The 14,109-nt window shown below is 75.2% G+C and carries 14 protein-coding genes, 1 pseudogene and 1 riboswitch; of the genes and pseudogenes, 8 read left to right on the forward strand and 7 right to left on the reverse strand.

What is annotated here, in order from left to right; all coding sequences use genetic code 11:
• Nucleotides 1-48: 48 nt before the first annotated feature.
• Nucleotides 49-699, forward strand: coding sequence for a flavin reductase family protein (locus N555_RS0122430; RefSeq protein ID WP_029433733.1), 651 nt, complete (start codon nucleotides 49-51; stop codon nucleotides 697-699).
• A gap of 106 nt (nucleotides 700-805) precedes the next feature.
• On the opposite strand, the gene N555_RS0122435 is transcribed toward N555_RS0122430, so the two are convergent.
• The 3 genes from N555_RS0122435 to N555_RS0122445 all read right to left on the reverse strand — a co-directional run bounded on the left by N555_RS0122435 (nucleotide 806) and on the right by N555_RS0122445 (nucleotide 2,987).
• A complete protein-coding gene (locus N555_RS0122435; protein ID WP_029433734.1) occupies nucleotides 806-1,783 on the reverse strand; it encodes a carbohydrate kinase family protein in 978 nt (325 codons plus the stop codon).
• A gap of 66 nt (nucleotides 1,784-1,849) precedes the next feature.
• On the reverse strand, nucleotides 1,850-2,512 hold the full coding sequence (locus N555_RS0122440) for a CDP-alcohol phosphatidyltransferase family protein (RefSeq protein ID WP_029433735.1): 663 nt from the start codon (nucleotides 2,510-2,512) through the stop codon (nucleotides 1,850-1,852).
• Nucleotides 2,513-2,522: 10 nt separating this feature from the next.
• Nucleotides 2,523-2,987 (reverse strand): nuclear transport factor 2 family protein, encoded by a 465-nt coding sequence (locus tag N555_RS0122445; RefSeq protein WP_029433736.1) that lies wholly within the window; start codon nucleotides 2,985-2,987, stop codon nucleotides 2,523-2,525.
• A 71-nt stretch (nucleotides 2,988-3,058) separates the two neighbouring features.
• On the opposite strand from N555_RS0122445, the gene N555_RS0122450 reads away from it, so the two are divergent.
• Nucleotides 3,059-3,697, forward strand: a complete 639-nt coding sequence (locus tag N555_RS0122450; RefSeq protein ID WP_034512103.1) for a hypothetical protein — start codon at nucleotides 3,059-3,061, stop codon at nucleotides 3,695-3,697.
• On the opposite strand, the gene metF is transcribed toward N555_RS0122450, so the two are convergent.
• Nucleotides 3,690-4,601, reverse strand: coding sequence for a methylenetetrahydrofolate reductase [NAD(P)H] (metF, locus tag N555_RS0122455; protein WP_029433738.1), 912 nt, complete (start codon nucleotides 4,599-4,601; stop codon nucleotides 3,690-3,692). The two genes, N555_RS0122450 and metF, sit on opposite strands and share 8 nt — an antisense overlap.
• A gap of 179 nt (nucleotides 4,602-4,780) precedes the next feature.
• Here metF and N555_RS0122460 point away from each other — a divergent pair, with 179 nt between their 5' ends.
• The 3 genes from N555_RS0122460 to N555_RS0122470 are packed head-to-tail and all read left to right on the forward strand — an operon-like array spanning nucleotide 4,781 to nucleotide 8,400.
• On the forward strand, nucleotides 4,781-5,926 hold the full coding sequence (locus N555_RS0122460) for a polyprenyl synthetase family protein (RefSeq protein WP_231503093.1): 1,146 nt from the start codon (nucleotides 4,781-4,783) through the stop codon (nucleotides 5,924-5,926).
• Between the two features lie 15 nt (nucleotides 5,927-5,941).
• A complete protein-coding gene (gene crtI, locus N555_RS0122465; protein ID WP_029433740.1) occupies nucleotides 5,942-7,450 on the forward strand; it encodes a phytoene desaturase family protein in 1,509 nt (502 codons plus the stop codon).
• Nucleotides 7,447-8,400: a phytoene/squalene synthase family protein gene (locus tag N555_RS0122470; RefSeq protein ID WP_029433741.1), complete on the forward strand. Its 954-nt coding sequence runs from the start codon at nucleotides 7,447-7,449 to the stop codon at nucleotides 8,398-8,400. The genes crtI and N555_RS0122470 overlap by 4 nt, the downstream gene beginning before the upstream one ends.
• On the opposite strand, the pseudogene N555_RS28870 reads toward N555_RS0122470, so the two are convergent.
• From N555_RS28870 to N555_RS0122480, 3 genes and pseudogenes are all read right to left on the reverse strand, one after another.
• Nucleotides 8,397-8,606: pseudogene (locus N555_RS28870) on the reverse strand (lycopene cyclase domain-containing protein); the annotation flags it as partial. The gene N555_RS0122470 and the pseudogene N555_RS28870 sit on opposite strands and share 4 nt — an antisense overlap.
• Nucleotides 8,603-8,950, reverse strand: coding sequence for a lycopene cyclase domain-containing protein (locus N555_RS0122475; protein ID WP_029433742.1), 348 nt, complete (start codon nucleotides 8,948-8,950; stop codon nucleotides 8,603-8,605). The gene N555_RS0122475 and the pseudogene N555_RS28870, both read right to left, overlap by 4 nt.
• A gap of 10 nt (nucleotides 8,951-8,960) precedes the next feature.
• Nucleotides 8,961-9,284, reverse strand: a complete 324-nt coding sequence (locus tag N555_RS0122480) for an Rv2175c family DNA-binding protein (protein ID WP_029433743.1) — start codon at nucleotides 9,282-9,284, stop codon at nucleotides 8,961-8,963.
• 13 nt (nucleotides 9,285-9,297) lie between these two features.
• On the opposite strand from N555_RS0122480, the gene N555_RS0122485 reads away from it, so the two are divergent.
• The 3 genes from N555_RS0122485 to pknB all read left to right on the forward strand — a co-directional run bounded on the left by N555_RS0122485 (nucleotide 9,298) and on the right by pknB (nucleotide 14,103).
• Nucleotides 9,298-10,467, forward strand: a complete 1,170-nt coding sequence (locus N555_RS0122485) for an alpha-hydroxy acid oxidase (protein ID WP_081866422.1) — start codon at nucleotides 9,298-9,300, stop codon at nucleotides 10,465-10,467.
• Nucleotides 10,454-10,538: riboswitch (ZMP/ZTP riboswitch) on the forward strand. It overlaps the preceding gene by 14 nt.
• A 26-nt stretch (nucleotides 10,539-10,564) precedes the next feature.
• Complete coding sequence (locus N555_RS0122490) at nucleotides 10,565-12,019, forward strand: glycine hydroxymethyltransferase (protein ID WP_029433745.1); 1,455 nt, start codon at nucleotides 10,565-10,567, stop codon at nucleotides 12,017-12,019.
• Nucleotides 12,020-12,114: 95 nt separating this feature from the next.
• A complete protein-coding gene (gene pknB, locus N555_RS0122495) occupies nucleotides 12,115-14,103 on the forward strand; it encodes a Stk1 family PASTA domain-containing Ser/Thr kinase (protein ID WP_029433746.1) in 1,989 nt (662 codons plus the stop codon).
• Nucleotides 14,104-14,109 lie beyond the last annotated feature (6 nt).

Raw genomic sequence — 14,109 nt, forward strand, 5'->3', positions numbered from 1 at the left:
CATCGGACCCGGCGCGCTGCGGCCGGCCCGGTGGCAGAGGATGACCGGGTGACGGAGCAGCGCGAGCGGACCACCTTCGACCCGACGGCCATGGAGACGCGGGCCTTCTACCGGGTCCTGAACTCGGTGGTGGTGCCGCGGCCCATCGCGTGGGTGTGCAGCCGCTCCGCCGAGGGGGTGCACAACCTGGCGCCGCACTCCTTCTACACGGTCGCGTGCGTCGACCCGCCGGTCGTGCAGTTCACCTCGGTCGGCCGCAAGGACTCGCTGAACAACGTCGAGGCCACCGGGGACTTCACGATCAACCTGACGCCCGAGCCGCTGTTCGAGCAGGTCAACGCGACCGGCACCGACTTCCCGCCGGACCACAGCGAGGCCGAGCACACCGGGGTGCGCCTGGAGCCCAGCGAGACGGTGACGGCGCTCCGGGTGGCCGAGTCGCCGGTGTCGATCGAGTGCACGCTGCACTCGACCCTGCGGCTGGGCGACAGCACGGTGGTCTTCGGGCGGGTGCAGGCCATCAGCGCCTGGAGCAGCGCCGTGCGCGACGGCCGCCCGCGGATCGAGGAGCTGCGGCCGCTGGCCCGGCTCGGCGGCAACGAGTGGTCGACGATCGGCGAGGTGCTGGAGATCTCGCGGATCCCCTTCCGCGCCTGGGCCGAGGACCCCTCCATCGGCGAGAAGGTCCGCGACCGCTGAGCGCGGGTGCTCCGACGTCCTCCCTCGCCGTGCGGTGTCCTCCCGCGCCGCAGACCGTGAGGCAGGACGCGCGGGGATCAGGTCACCTGATCCCGGCGCGGCCCCGTCAGGCCGGGAGGTGCTCGGCGATCTCCGCGGCGGCGCCGGGACCGAAGGCCTCGGCGAAGCGGGCGAGGAACGGCTCCCGGTGCAGCTCGTACTCCTGGGTGCCGATCACCTCGACCGCCTCGGTCGCCACGGCCGAGCCCAGCTGGGTGGCCCGCTCGAGCGACAGCCCCCACGCGCGTCCGGCGATGAAGCCGGCGCGCAGGGCGTCACCGCCGCCGGTGGGCTCGACCGGCTTGGTCTCCGGCACCGCCTTGACCTCGATCGGCTCCGCGCCGGCCGTGCGGACGAGGACGCCGTCCGCGGCCCGGGTGGTGACCCACTGGCCCACGCGGGCGAGCACCTCGGCGTCGGTCCAGCCGGTCTTCTGCAGCAGCAGGTGGGACTCGTACTCGTTGGTGAACAGCAGCTCCGCGCCCTCGACGAGCTGCCGGATCATGGCGCCGTCGGCCCACGCCAGCTGCTGGCTGGGGTCGGCGGCGAAGGCGTAGCCGCGCTGCCGGCACTCCTCGGTGTGCCGGACCATCGCGGTCGGGTCGTTCGGCCCGATCACGACGAGGTCCAGCGACCCCACCCGGTCGGCCACCGGCGCGAGCTCGATCTCGCAGGCCTCGGCCATCGCGCCCGAGTAGAACGACGCGATCTGGTTGTTGACCTGGTCGGTGGTGCACACGAAGCGGGCGGTGTGCTTGAACTCCGACCAGTGCACGCTCGCGGTGTCGACGCCGTGGCGCTGGAGCCAGGCCTCGTAGTCGGCGAAGTCGCTGCCGACCGCGCCCACGAGGACCGGGCCGACGCCGAGCAGGCCCAGCCCGTACGCCATGTTGGCGCCGGCGCCACCCCGGTGCTGGACGAGGTCGTCGACGAGGAAGGAGAGCGAGACGTTCTCCATCTGGCCCTCGACGAACTGCTCGGTGAACTTCCCGGGGAAGGTCATGAGGTGGTCGGTGGCGATGGAGCCGGTGACGGCGACGGGCACGAGCGCTCCTCGACTGGGAGACCAGCGCCGGCGGCGCGGGATCGGGCCCGCCAAGAGTAGGAGAACTCAGTCCGGAAGTGCCCGCCGGATGCCGCGGCTGAGTTGAGCGACCGCCACGACGCCGAGCAGCGCCCCCACCGCGGTCCCCGCGGTGACCACGACCGCCGGCACGTCCGGGCCGACTCCGGCCACGACGCCGGCGCCGCCGAGGGTCATCCCGGCCATGGCCACGCGGGTGGGCCGCTCCCAGACCGAGATGTCCCCGGTCTCGTCGACCCCGGCCTGACCGGCGCGGGCCCGCAGGTAGTCGGGCAGCCAGCACAGCGCCCCGAAGACGACGGCGAGCCAGCCCGGCGCACCGGCGGCCCAGAGCGCCGCGGCGTACGCGGCCTCGGTGAGCCGGTCGACGGCGGAGTCGAGCACGAAGCCGCGGCGGGAGGCCCGGCCGGTGGCGAGGGCCAGCGCCCCGTCGAGGGAGTCGAGCAGGCCGGAGAGGCCCACCAGGGCCCCGGCCGCGACCAGCCAGTACCCGCCGGCCAGCGCCGGGCCGACGGCGGAGACCGCCACGAGCAACCCGGACGCCGTCGCGGCCACCGGCGGGAGGCCGGCGACCGGTCGGGCCAGCGCGTAGGCAGCGGACAGCCACCCGCGGACCAGCCGGCTCCCCGCCGGATCGGTGCCGCCGTGCCAGCGGGACCACTCGGCGAGGTACTCGTCGCGGCTCAGCACGCCCGGTCCGTCAGCCGGCCGGGGACGGCGAGGCCATGACCGAGCCCGCCACCACCCAGTCCGTGGAGACCAGGCGGGAGGCGATCAGCCACCGCTCGCCGACCGGGACGAGGGTGTCGCGGTACCGGCCCGCGTGGTCCAGCCCGATCTCGGTGACCACGGTGAAGTAGGACTCGGCCGTCGCCTCCTCCGGCGAGAGCGCCCGGAACCGGGTGTTGGTCAGCACGTGCCGGACCAGCTTCGGCCCGACCGGGCCCCCGGACGACGACCCCGCGGCCTCCCGCCCGGCGACGCCGCCGATGAAGTCCCGGATGGCCGCCCGCCCGCGGTGGGCCGCCCCGCCCCGCACCTGCAGCACCCCGTCGGGGGTGAACGCCGCCGACAGCTCCTCGGCGCGGCCGGCGTCGCCGGACCAGTTGTAGTGCGCCAGCGTGTCCCGGATCCGCTCCCGCGCGACCAGCTCCCACAGCTCCACCGGGTGTTCGTATCACCCGATCGGCCCCCGGCCCCGCATGACCGGGCGCCGGCTGTGGGTAGGGGTCCTCCATGGCCCCGCCGAACAGTGATGCCGCCGTCGTCGACGTGCTCCGCCGCGTCGACCGGCTGACCGCACCCCTGGTCCGCCGGATGGGGCGGCCGCCGCACCTGTCGCAGGCCGATCGCGACCAGTGGTGGGCCGACCGCGTCCCCGTGCTGGCGGCGGGGCTCTCGGCGGCGCCCCGCTTCCTCGGCCGGCTGGCCGACCTGCTCCCGCTGCAGAACACCGTCGGCTCGGCGGTGCAGTCCGTCGTCGTGCTGGGCGTGGCCGGCGAGCACGGCGTCGTGGACCCGGCCGAGCGCGTCTCGCTCCTGGCCAGGGTGCTGCTCGACCGCGACCTGCCGCCCGACCGCGTGCGGCCGCTGCTCGAGCGCAGCCGCGGCACCTACACCGAGGCGACCATCGGGGGGCCCGAGGAGCGCGCCGGGTTCCGGGGCCGGGCCCGCACGCTCTGGCGGGTCTCCCGGCTGCTGGGCCGGATCGACGACGCCCTCGACGCCCGCCCGAAGGGCCGGCTCGGCGCCCGCGCGCTGTCGAACATCCCCGTCGTCGGCGTGCTCGGCGGGTACGCCGCCGAGCGCGAGGGGCTCCGCCGCGCCGCGGCCCGGGCAGCGGCCCTGGCCGACGGCCGTGCCGCCGTCAGCTGACGGGCGAGGAGACGGCTTCGGGGACGAGGTTCGCGTAGACCTCTCGCGTCGCCGTCGACCTGTTCATGGTGATGAAGTGGATGCCGGGCACGCCCTCGTCCAGCAGGGTCGTGCACATCGCCGTCGCCACCTCGACGCCGTAGGCCCGGACGGCCGCCTTGTCCTCGGGCCGGTCGCCGTCGAGCTCGGCGAAGCGCGCCGCGAGCTCTGTCGGGAAGGCCTGGCCCGACAGCTGCACGATCCGGGTGATCTGCCGGGCGTTGGTCACCGGCATGACGCCGGCGATGATCGGCACCTCGCAGCCGGCGGCGGCCACCCGGTCGCGCATCCGCAGGTAGTCCTCGGTGCGGAAGAACATCTGGGTGATCGCGAAGTCGGCGCCCGCCCGGCACTTGGCGACGAACATCTCGACGTCGCTGTCGAAGTCCGGGGACCGCGGGTGCCGCTCCGGGAACGCGGCGACGCCGACGGAGAAGTCACCCATCGACCGGATCAGCTCGACCAGCTCCGCGGCGTAGGACAGCCCCTCCGGGTGGGCGATCCAGTCCGCCTGCGGGTCGGCGCCGGGCGGGTCGCCGCGCAGCGCCAGGAGGTTGCGCACCCCGGCCGCGGCGAGCCGGCTCACCACGTGCCGCAGCTCGCCGATGCTGTGGTCGACGGCGGTCAGGTGCGCGAGCGGGGTCATGGTCGTCTCGGTCGCGATCCGCTCGGTGACCGAGACGGTGCCCTCGCGGGTGCTCCCCCCGGCGCCGTAGGTGACCGACACGAAGGAGGGCCGCAGCCGCTCGAGCTCGCGCAGCGCGGTCCACAGCTGCTGCTCGCCCTCGGTCGTCTTGGGCGGGAAGAACTCGAAGGACCACGTGGGCGACCCCTCGGCCAGCAGCTCGCGGACGGTCCGGGTCATGGCTCGGGAGGATACGGCCGCCGCCGCGTCCCCGGTTCGCAGGACCGCTGCATCCAACCGCCGCCCCCGGCCGGAAGAGCTCTGAGCACCGGAACGAGGAGGCCACCGGCATGACCCCGCACCAGCTCCCCCGCCCCGCAGCTCGGCAGCGCACAACCCCCTGGGGCGATACTGACGCCGTGATCCCCGGTCCGGAGCGTCGCCGGCACGCGCTCCCGACACCGGTGCCGCTGAGCAGCGCTGCGCTGGAGAGCGCCGACCTGCCGCGGATCCGCAGCGCGGTCGCCGCCGCGCTGTCGGGGTTCCTCGAGGAGCAGCGCGCCGTCCTCACCGGCATGGACGCCTCCCTCGCGCCCGTGGTCGACGAGGTCACCGCCGTCGCCGACGGCGGCAAGCGGCTGCGCCCGGCGTTCGCCTACTGGGGCTGGCGCGGCGCGGTCGAGACCGTGTCCGGTCCGGCGGAGGACGACGCCGCGGTGCTGCGCGCCGTGGCCGCGCTCGAGTTCGTGCACGCCAGCGCGCTGGTGCACGACGACGTCATGGACGGCGCGCTGACCCGCCGCGGCCGCCCCGCCACCCACGTCGGGTTCGCCGCCCGGCACACCGACCACGACCTCACCGGCGACGGCACCACCTTCGGGGTGGGTGCGGCGATCCTCGTCGGCGACCTCGCGCTGGTGTGGTCCGACGAGCTGCTCCGCCGCTCGGGGATCTCCGCCGCCGCGCTGGCCCGCGCCCGTTCGGTCTGGGACACCATGCGCACCGAGGTCACCGCCGGCCAGTACCTCGACCTGCTGCGCGCCGCCGGCGGGCTGCCCGGCGCGGACGGCGCGCTCACCGTCGCCCGCTACAAGAGCGCCGGCTACACCGTGCAGCGCCCGCTCCAGCTGGGTGCCGCGCTCGCCGGCGCCGGCCCGCGCGCCGCGGAGGTCTACACCGCGATCGGCCTGCCGCTGGGCGAGGCGTTCCAGCTGCGCGACGACGTCCTGGGCGTGTTCGGCGACCCCGCGGTCACCGGCAAGTCCGCCGACGACGACCTGCGCGAGGGCAAGCGGACCCTGCTGGTCGCCCTCGCCGAGGAGGCCGCCGACGACGCCGGCCGCCGGCTGCTCGCCGAGTGCCTGGGCAACCCCGACTGCGACACCGCGGCCCTCGACGCCCTGCGTGCCCTGATGGAGAGCACCGGCGCCCGGGACCGGGTCGAGCAGCGGATCGCCGAGCAGACCGCGCGCGCCCGGGCCGCCATCGCCGACGCCCCCATCGCGGAGGAGGCCCGCGCCGCGCTCGACGCGCTCGCGGTCGCCGCGACCTCCCGCACCGCCTGAGGGCCGACGAACACCGTGCGAGTCGTCCCCGGGCGCACCGACCGCGTCGTCGTCGTCGGCGCGGGTCTGGCCGGGCTCTCGGCCGCGCTGCGGCTGCGGGGGGCCGGCCGCGAGGTCACCGTCGTCGAGCGCGGTCCCGGTCCCGGCGGCCGGGCGGGCGTGGTCACCGAGCGCGGCTACACGCTGGACACCGGCCCGTCGGTGTTCACCGCCCCCGAACTCGTCGCCGACGCCCTGGCCGCGGTCGGCGAGAAGCTCGACGACCGGCTCGAGCTGCTGCCGCTCCCGACGTCCTACCGGGCGCAGTACGCCGACGGCACCCACCTGGACGTGCACGCCGATCCCGACGCGTTCGCCGCCGAGGTCGAGGCGCTGTGCGGGCCGGCCGAGGCCGCCGCGCTGCGCCGCTACCTCGCCGACCTCGCCGAGCTGTACCGGCTGCAGCTGCGCACCTTCATCGACCGCAACCTCGACTCCCCGCTGGACCTGCTCGGCCCCGAACTCCTCCAGCTCGCCCGCCGCGGCGGGTTCGGCCGGCTCTCCACCCACGTCGAGAAGTACTTCGCCGACGACCGGCTGCGCCGGCTGTTCAGCTTCCAGGCGCTCTACGCCGGGGTCTCCCCGTACCGCGCGATCGCCGCCTACGCCGTCATCGCCCAGCTCGACATCGGCGCCGGCGTCTGGCACCCGGTCGGCGGGATCGGCGCGGTCCCGCGGGCCATGGCCGGCGCGGCCGCCGACGCCGGGGTGCAGTTCCGCTACGGGACGTCGGTCGACCGGCTCGACCTCACCGGGCGGCGGGTCACCGGGCTCGTGCTGGACGACGGCGAGCGGCTGCCCGCCGACGCCGTCGTCGTGACCGCCGACGCCCCGCACGAGCTCGTCCCCGGGCTGCGCGGCCCCCGCCGGCCGGTGTACTCCCCCAGCTGCGTCGCCCTGCACCTCGGCGTCGGCACCCCGCTGCCCGGCGCGGCGCACCACACGATCAGCTTCGGGCAGTCCTGGCGGCAGGTCTTCGACGAGCTCACCCGCGACGGCCGGCCGATGAGCGACCCCAGCCTGCTGATCAGCGCGCCGTCGGTCACCGACCGGTCACTGGCACCCGACTCCGCGGACGGACGACAGAGTCAGGTGCTCAGCGTCGTCGCCCCGACGCCGAACCTGGACCGGCGCAGCGGTGGCAACCCGGACCTGGACTGGACGGCGCTGGCGCCCCGCTACCGCGAGGAGCTGCTGGCCACCCTGGAGGCCCGCGGCTACACCGGTGTCTCGGACTCCATCGAGGTCGAGCACATGGACACCCCGCTGACCTGGGCCGAGCAGGGCATGGCCGCGGGCACCCCGTTCGCCCTCGCGCACACCTTCGGCCAGACCGGCCCCTTCCGTCCGCCGACCCTCCCCCGGCGCGGGCCGGAGAACGTGGTCCTCGCCGGCTCGTCGGTGCAGCCCGGCGTCGGCGTCCCGATGGTCGTCATCAGCGGGCGGCTCGCCGCCGAGCGCATCACAGGACGGATCTCCGCATGACCCTCGTCGAGCCGCCGCCCACCCGGGAGCAGCAGCAGGCCCAGCTCGCCGCCGCCTACCGGCACTGCGCGGCCATCGCCGCGGAGCACGGGAAGAGCTACTTCCTGGCCACCCGGCTGCTCACGCCCGACCGGCGGCCCGCGGTGCACGCGCTCTACGCCGCCGCCCGCGTCGCCGACGACCTCGTCGACCACCCCGGCGCCGACCCGGAGCGCGACCTCGGCGACTGGTCGCGCGCGGTGCTGGCCGAGCTGGAGACCGGGTGGTCGGCCGATCCGGTGCGGCTCGCCCTGGTGCACACCTACCGCCGCTACGGCATCGCCGTCGAGCACCTCGTCGACTTCCTCGCCGCGATGACCAGCGACCTCACCGTCACCGGGTATGCCGACATGGACGCCCTCGACCGCTACATGTGGGGCTCGGCGTCGATCATCGGGCTGCAGGTCCTGCCCGTGCTCGGCACCGCACCCGGCGTCCGCCGCGAGGAGGCCGCGCCGCACGCCGTCGCGCTGGGCGAGGCGTTCCAGCTGACCAACTTCCTCCGCGACGTCGGCGAGGACGTCGACCGCGGCCGGGTCTACCTGCCCGCCGACCTGATGGCCGCGCACGGGGTGACCCGCGAGCAGCTGGCGGAGAAGCGGCACGACGCCGCCTTCGCCGCGCTGATGCGGGAGATGATCGCCATCGTCCGCCGCCGCTACGACGACGCCGCCCCGGGCACCCCGTTGCTGGCCCCGGAGTCCCGCGACTGCGTGCGCGCCGCCACCGACCTGTACGGCGGGATCCTCACCGAGATCGAGAAGGCCGACTACCGGGTGCTCGACCGCCGGGTGTCGGTGTCCAAGCCCCGCCGCCTGGCGGTGTTCGCCCGCCGGTTGACCGCCGCCCAGCTGGCGAGGGTCAGGGTCACCATCGCGAAGCCGAACAGCAGGTCCTCCACCGGCGCGTAGGCGATCCGCGGCCCCCAGATGGCGTCGGAGTCGTAGACGACGACGTCCAGGCCGGTGAGGACGCCGTTCATCAGCAGCTGGAACGTGATGACGATGGCGTAGGCCGCCCAGAACACCCGCCGGGTGACCATCCGGGTGCGGTAGACGGCCAGGTCGACGACGAGGACGCCGACGACCGCGATCACCGCGAGGGCCGAGTAGCTCACGGGCGATCGGCCTCCTCAGCGGGATAGCCGGCGTCCCAGCCGGTCACCTTCCGCACCGCTTCCAGCGCCAGCACCGCGCACAGCGGGACGACGAGGAAGAACAGGACCTCCTCGACCGGGATCCCGCCGGGCAGCCGGACGTCGAGGGTGCGCTCGGCGGAGTAGTCCCAGTGGTCCTGCGCGATCGCGTAGAGCACCCAGACCACGAAGACGACGAACTCCGGCAGCATCGCCAGCAGCAGCCGCCGCCAGCGGGCGTAGACCCGCACCCGCAGCACCAGCTCGAGCGGCGCCGTGACCACCAGGCACCCGACGAGCAGCGCCAGGTACGTCAGGTGGCCCATCAGGCGACCGTCAGAACGCCATGGCCTGGGCGCGGCGGGTGACCTCGGTGTGCCGGTCGTCGCGCAGCGCCTGCACCGGCGTCCCCGGCAGCGTGTCGTCCTCCCGGAAGAGCCAGTCGAAGGCCTCGTCGTCGCGGAAGCCGCCGTCCTTGAGCACGGTGATCAGGCCGGGCAGGTGCTTGAGCACCTGTCCGTCCTGCAGGAAGTCGGCCGGGATGCGGCTGTTGCCGCTGCCGGGCACCGCCATGAGCTTGTACTCGCGCAGCAGCTGGCGGACCCGGTTGGGCGAGACCCCGAGGGCCTGGGCGACCTCCGCGGGGGTGAGCGTCTCCATAGGGTGCGAGCCTATGGCGCCCGCGGAGCACCCACCCACCCCGGACCCGGCCCACCCCTCCGTGGGGGCCGGGGCACCGGGTCACTCCCGCCGCGGCGAGGTGCTGCCCGACGATCCGGGCAGCCGGCCCGAGCTGCTGGACCTCGCCGCCCTGGAGGAGCAGGCCCGCGGGCTGCTCCCGCCCGACGTCACCGCCTTCTACGCCGGCGGGGCCGAGGGCGAGGTGACCCTCGGCGAGGCGACCCCCGCCTGGCGTGCGTGGCGGCTGCGACCGCGTGTGCTGACCGGCGTCGGCGCCGTCCGGCTCGGCACGTCCTTGCTGGGCAGCGAGGTCGCGATCCCGATCGGCGTCGCGCCGTGGGCCTACCAGGCCCTCGCCCACCCGGACGGCGAGCTGGCCACGGCCCGGGGTGCGGCCGCCGCCGGCGCCCTGATGACCGTGTCGACCTCGGCCACCGCCGCCCTCGCCGACGTCGCCGCGGCCGAGCCCACCGGGCCGCGCTGGTTCCAGCTGTACCGGCTGCACTCCCCCGCGTACACCGACGAGCTGGCCCGCCGCGCCGGGGCGGCCGGCTACCGGGCGCTGGTGCTCACCGTGGACCTGTCGGTGCTGGGCCGCCGCCTGCGCGAGACCGCGCACCGGTTCGCGCTGCCCGACGACCTGCCGCTGCCCAACCGCCCCGACGGCACGGTGCCGACGGCGGACAGCCCGGTCTGGACGCTCGACGACGTCGGCCGGTTCGGCCGGCTCTCCGGGCTCCCCGTCGTCGTCAAGGGCGTCCTCCGGGGCGACGACGCCGCTCGGTGCGTCGACGCCGGTGCCGCTGCGGTGTGGGTGTCCACCCACGGCGGGCGGCAGGCCGATCCCGTCGTCGCGTCGGCGGTGGCGCTGCCCGAGGTGGTCGCGGCCGTCGGCGGCCGGGCGGAGGTCTACGCCGACGGCGGGATCCGGTCCGGCTCCGACGTCCTCACCGCGCTGGCGCTGGGTGCCCGAGCGGTGTTCGTCGGCCGCCCGGCGATCTGGGGCCTGGCGACCGGCGGGGCCGACGGCGTCCGCGCCGTGCTGGACGGCCTGGCCGCCCAGCTGGCCACCACCATGCTGCTCTGCGGGCTGGGCGACGCCGCGGCCGTCCCACGGGACACGGTGACCCAGGCCCCCGGTAGCATCGCCGGCGGGCCGTGACTGGCGCATCGAGGTGGAGCCGACCACCGGGGAGCGGCCCTGCAACCCCGCCGGGCGCCTGGGCACACACTCCGACGACGCCGCGCAGGAGCCCGCCATGACCCACGCCACCCCCTTCGACGCCACCGCGGCCAGCACCGCCTACAAGGCCGCGCTGGAGGTCATCTCCGCCGTCGAGCCGCGGGTCGCCGCCGCGATCTCCAGCGAGCTGGCCGACCAGCGGGCGTCGCTGAAGCTCATCGCCAGCGAGAACTACGCCAGCCCCGCGGTGCTGCTCACCATGGGCAACTGGTTCAGCGACAAGTACGCCGAGGGCACCGTCGGGCACCGCTTCTACGCCGGCTGCCAGAACGTCGACACCGTCGAGGCGCTCGCCGCCGAGCACGCCCGCGAGCTGTTCGGCGCCCCCTACGCCTACGTGCAGCCGCACTCCGGCATCGACGCCAACCTCGTCGCCTTCTGGGCCGTGCTGGCCACCCGCGTGGAGTCCCCCGCCCTGGAGCGGGCCGGCGCCAAGCACGTCAACGACCTCAGCGACGACGACTGGACGACGCTGCGCCGGGCACTCGGCGACCAGCGGATGCTCGGCATGAGCCTGGACGCCGGCGGGCACCTCACCCACGGCTTCCGCCCGAACATCAGCGGCAAGATGTTCGCCCAGTCCTCCTACGGCACCGACCCCTCGACCGGGCTGCTGGACTACGACGCCGTCCGCGCCCGGGCCAAGGAGTTCAAGCCGCTCATCCTCATGGCCGGTTACTCCGCCTACCCGCGCCGCGTGGACTTCGCGAAGATGCGCGAGATCGCCGACGAGGTGGGCGCCACCCTCGTCGTCGACATGGCCCACTTCGCCGGGCTCGTCGCCGGCAAGCTGTTCACCGGCGACTTCGACCCGGTGCCGCACGCCCACGTCGTCACCAGCACCAGCCACAAGTCGCTGCGCGGCCCACGCGGCGGGTTCGTGCTCGCCCAGCCGGAGTACGCCGACGCCGTCGACCGCGGCTGCCCGATGGTGCTGGGCGGGCCCCTCCCCCACGTGATGGCCGCCAAGGCCGTCGCCTTCGCCGAGGCCCGCCGGCCCGACTTCGCGCAGTACGCGCAGGCCGTCGCCGACAACGCGAAGTCGCTCGCCGAGGGGCTGTCCCGCCGCGGCGCTGACCTGGTCACCGGCGGCACCGACAACCACCTGGTGCTCATCGACGTCACGTCCTTCGGCCTCACCGGCCGCCAGGCGGAGTCCGCGCTGCTCGACGCCGGCATCGTGACCAACCGCAACGCCGTCCCCGCCGACGTGAACGGCGCCTGGTACACCTCCGGCGTCCGCATCGGCACCCCGGCGCTGACCAGCCGCGGCTTCGGCGCGGCGGAGTTCGACCGGGTCGCCGAGCTGATCACCGACGTGCTGGGCGCGACGACGCCGACGGCGACCCGCGACGGCAGCCCGTCGAAGGCCAAGTACGCCATGGACGAGGGGCTGGCCGACAAGACCCGCGCCGCGGCCGCCGAACTGCTGGCCGCCCACCCGCTGTACCCGGGTCTGGACCTCAGCTGAGCTGACCGCGTAACCCGTGGGACTGCTGCTCCGGCCGGGAACGGGCGCCCGCGTGTGACGGCCTCGGCGGGCCGCCCGGCTCCTACACTCGGCCCGTGGACACCACTGTGACCGACCCCGTGGTGGGGCTGGTCCTCGAGGGGCGCTACCGCCTCGAGGAGCGGCTCGCGCGGGGCGGCATGTCCACCGTCTACGCCGCGACGGACCTGCGCCTGGACCGCACGGTCGCGGTCAAGGTCATGGCCGAGCACCTCATGCACGACCCGTCGTTCGTCGAGCGCTTCACCCGCGAGGCGCGGGCCGCGGCGATGCTCAGTCACCCGAACGTCGTCAGCGTCAGCGACCAGGGCAGCGACCAGGGGCTGGTCTTCCTGGTCATGGAGCTGGTCCGCGGCCGCACCCTGCGCGACCTGCTGCAGGCCCGGGGCCGGCTGACCGTCGCCGAGGCCCTCGCCGTCCTGGAGCCCATGCTGTCCGGGCTGGCCGCCGCCCACCGGGCCGGCATCGTGCACCGCGACATCAAGCCCGAGAACGTGCTGATCGGCCTCGACGGCGTGGTCAAGGTGGCCGACTTCGGCCTGGCCCGCGCCGTCGCCGGCACCGGTCAGACCAGCCACACCGGCGGCGTGCTGATCGGCACGGTCGCCTACCTCTCCCCCGAGCAGCTCGAGCGCGGCAAGGCCGACGCCCGCAGCGACGTGTACGCCGCCGGCATCGTGCTGTTCGAGATGCTCACCGGGCACCCGCCCTTCGGGGGCGACACCCCGCTGGCCGTCGCCTACCAGCACGTCCACCACGACGTCCCCGTGCCGTCGGAGGAGATACCCGGGCTGGCCTGGCAGGTCGACGAGCTGGTCGCCCGCACCACCCGCCGCGACCCCGTCGTCCGGCCGCTGGACGCCGGGGCCTTCCTCGCCGACCTCGAGGACGTCCGCAACGACGTCGGCATCCCGCGCGTCCCCGTGCCCACCGGCCGCAGCTCCGCCGGACCCGACACCATCCGGCCGACCAACCGGCCGCGCACCACCGCTCCGCAGCGGCACCCCAGCGCCCCCGGTGACGGCACCGAGGTGCTCGGCGCCAGCAGCCGGCGCAGCGGGTCCCGGACCAGCATGCTGCCCGGCATGGGCGTGGGCCCCACGACCGACGTCGCCGGCGCCCGCCCGGCACCGCCGCGCCCCCGCCCGGGCGTGCCCGACCACATCCGCCGCCGCCGGGCCCGCGTCGCCGTCGCGATCGTCGTGCTGCTGGTCGTCACCGTCGGCGCGGTCGGCTGGTGGTTCGGCTCCGGCCGCTGGACGACGGTGCCGAGCCTCGTCGGCCTCGACCGCGAGGCCGCCGTCGGCCAGCTGCAGGAGGCCGGCCTGGAGCTGGGCGCGGTGGAGGAGGTCTTCGACGAGACCGCCCCCGTCGGCCAGGTGATGTCCGCCGACCCCGACGGCGGCGACGCGATCCGCGGCACCGACGTCGACCTCGTCGTCTCCAAGGGCCCGGAGCGCTTCACCGTCGACCCGGCGCTCGTCGGCCGCCCGATCGAGGAGGTCCGGGCGGCGCTGGACGAGCTGACGGCGATCACCTACGTCGAGACCCTGGACTACGACAACGAGATCCCGGAGAACGACGTCACCGGCTTCGAGCCGGCGGCCGGGACCCCGCTCCCCCGCGATGCGCAGATCACCGTCTACGTCTCCCGCGGGCACGAGCCCGTCGCCGTCCCCGCGGTGGTCGGGGTCGCCGCGGACGACGCCCAGGCCACCCTGGAGCAGCTCGGCTTCACCGTCACGCGGGAGACCGGCCGTTCCCCCGACGTCGACGAGGGCGAGGTCATGGCCGTCACCCCGGGCACCGGCGAGGTGGTCCCGTGGCAGAGCACGGTGACCATCACCGTCTCCGAGGGCCTGCCCCGGGTCGAGGTCCCCGACGTCCGGGGCAAGGACGCCGACACCGCCACCGCCGAGCTCGAGGCCCTGGGCCTCCGGGTCGACCTCAACACCTTCATCGCGGGCTCCACCGTCCGCCTCCAGAACCCCAGCGGCGGGACCGTCGACTGGGGGACGACGATCCGGCTCGTCGTCACCTTCTGAGGGAGC

The sequence above is a fragment of the Blastococcus sp. URHD0036 genome (assembly GCF_000701365.1).
GTDB lineage: Bacteria > Actinomycetota > Actinomycetes > Mycobacteriales > Geodermatophilaceae > Trujillonella.

What these genes read in the sequence shown, in the direction of transcription:
- N555_RS0122450 (WP_034512103.1), top strand. Translation starts at nt 3,059, where the DNA reads ATGGCCCCGCCGAACAGTGATGCCGCCGTCGTCGACGTGCTCCGCCGC.
- metF (WP_029433738.1), bottom strand. Translation starts at nt 4,601, where the DNA reads ATGACCCGGACCGTCCGCGAGCTGCTGGCCGAGGGGTCGCCCACGTGG.
- N555_RS0122470 (WP_029433741.1), top strand. Translation starts at nt 7,447, where the DNA reads ATGACCCTCGTCGAGCCGCCGCCCACCCGGGAGCAGCAGCAGGCCCAG.
- N555_RS0122475 (WP_029433742.1), bottom strand. Translation starts at nt 8,950, where the DNA reads ATGGGCCACCTGACGTACCTGGCGCTGCTCGTCGGGTGCCTGGTGGTC.
- N555_RS0122480 (WP_029433743.1), bottom strand. Translation starts at nt 9,284, where the DNA reads ATGGAGACGCTCACCCCCGCGGAGGTCGCCCAGGCCCTCGGGGTCTCG.
- N555_RS0122485 (WP_081866422.1), top strand. Translation starts at nt 9,298, where the DNA reads ATGGCGCCCGCGGAGCACCCACCCACCCCGGACCCGGCCCACCCCTCC.
- N555_RS0122490 (WP_029433745.1), top strand. Translation starts at nt 10,565, where the DNA reads ATGACCCACGCCACCCCCTTCGACGCCACCGCGGCCAGCACCGCCTAC.